At 68.4% G+C, this 2,215-nt stretch carries 1 protein-coding gene; it reads left to right on the forward strand.

The genetic code is table 11. From position 1 onward, the window contains the following. Positions 1-266: 266 nt before the first annotated feature. Positions 267-2,215: calcium-binding protein (locus VJS38_RS13935; protein ID WP_324088752.1), on the forward strand; the 1,949-nt coding region annotated here is incomplete at its 3' end.

Consider the following 2,215-nt stretch of genomic DNA (forward strand, 5'->3'; position numbering starts at 1 on the left):
CAGCCCGCGAAGCGCGCCGCCGCTACCGCGAGGCGCCGATGCCGGCCGGGACCAGCGGCTCGCAGGGCGATTCCGGATCCAGCAACCGCAACAAGCCGCTCGACACCCCGAACCTGCCGCCGCTTCGACCGTGAGGCCCTACGCCGCGGCGCAGCGGCCACCGATGCTCCCGCGTGCAGATTGTTGCTCAATTGTTGCAAAGGTTTCGCGAGTGTTTCGCGTCCGTCGAATAGCGACGATGCCCTCAACCTTTTTGGGGGAAGCCAATGGCCATCGGTCCTTCGACCACGACAACGCCCTACATCACGCCCACCGCCGCCGGGGTGAGCCTGACCTCCATTCTGACGGTCGGCGATGAAGTGGCCGGTTACGACACCGACGGAACGCCAGACGGCATGGGCGCCTTCGACAATGGCGACGGCACCTTCACCCTGCTGGTGAACCACGAGTTCACCAGCGCCGAAGGCGCCCCGCGGGCGCACGGCAACACCACGGGCTCGTTCGTCAGCGAATACGTCATCAGCAAGTCCGACCTGAGCGTCGTCTCCGGCCAGGATCTCGACCAGCACGTCTTCAGCTGGAATACGGCCACCCATTCCTACGTCGCCGCGACGGGCGCGCAGCTGAACTTCGCGCGCTTCTGCTCGGCGGACCTGGCCGATCCCAGGGCCTACTACAACGCCAGCACGGGCCTCGGCACGGACGACCGCATCTTCCTGAACGGCGAGGAGTCGGTGTCAGGCACGGATCAGGGGCGGATCATCGCCCACGTCGTCACCGGCGAGCAGGCGCACAACGCCTATGAGCTGGCGAGCTTCGGCAACTACGCGGTCGAGAACGAGCTGGCCAACTGGGGCACGGGCGACCTGACCCTCGTGGCGGGGAACGAGGACACCGCCGGCGGCCAGATCTATTTCTATCAGGGCCAGAAGCAGGCGGAGGGCGCGGCGATCGAGAAGGCCGGGCTCGTCGGCGGCACGCTCAGCGCGGTGAAGGTGATCGGCGGCTTCGGCGGCCAGGCCAACGAGGACAACGCCCACGACCTCGCCGGCTCCGGCTATCACGCGCAGTTCCAGCTCCTGAACCTGGGCGACGTCAGCAACCTGAACGCGGCCCAGCTGCAGGCCGCCGGCGCGGCCGCGGGCCAGTCGGGCTTCAACCGGCCCGAGGACGGCGCCTGGGATCCGAACGATGCGTCGAAATACTATTTCGTCACCACGGCCGGCTATCCGGGCGCCTCGCGCCTGTGGGAGCTCGACTTCGCCGACGTCAAGCATCCGGAACTCGGCGGGACCGTCACCGAGCTGCTGAACGGGACCGAAGGCCAGGCGATGCTGGACAACATCACCGTCTCGGCGAACGGCCATATCGTCATGCTGGAAGACGTGGGCAACTCGCCGCGGGCCGGCCGAGTGTGGGACCTCGACCTGGCGACGCATACGCTCGCCGAGCTCGCCCGGCATGACGAGGCGCGCTTCGGCGAGGAGCTCACGCCCGGCTCCAACGTGGTCGATCCCAATCACCTGCCGACGCCGCCGTTCAACCAGGATGAGGAAGCCTCCGGCGTCATCGACGTGACCAGCATCCTCGGCAGCGCCACTCAGCGCGCCTACCTGCTCGACACCCAGGCCCACTACAAGCTCAACGGTGAAGAGGTCGAAGGCGGCCAGATCCAGGTCATGTACGTCGACAACGCCGATCCTTCCGTCGAAGGGCAGGTCCTGAACGGCGTCGCCGGCGAGCACGACGAGACGCTTCGCGGCTCGGCCAATGACGACACCATCCACGGCTACCAGGGCGACGACCGGCTGTTCGGCGAGGCGGGCGCCGATCACGTCTACGGCGACGCCGGGAACGACACCCTGATCCTGGGCGACGGCGACGACTGGGGCTACGGCGGCCAGGGCGCCGACACCGTCAACGGCCAGGCCGGCGCCGACTTCCTGTTCGGCGGCGCGGGCGCGGACTCGCTGAACGGCGCGGAAGGCAATGACGTGCTGCACGGCGACGCCGGCAATGACCGGGTGCAGGCCGGCGACGGGGCGGACATCGTCTTCGGCGACGAGGGCGCTGACGAGCTGAACGGCGGCGCCGGCGCCGATACGATCTACGGCGGCCAGGGCGCCGACACCATGACCGGGGGCGAGGGCCACGAAGCCTTCGTCTTCACCTCGATCAACGACTCCACGCCCGTCGCGCGGGACCTGATCAAGGA

Source organism: Phenylobacterium sp. (assembly GCF_035276905.1).
Taxonomy (GTDB): Bacteria; Pseudomonadota; Alphaproteobacteria; order Caulobacterales; family Caulobacteraceae; genus Phenylobacterium.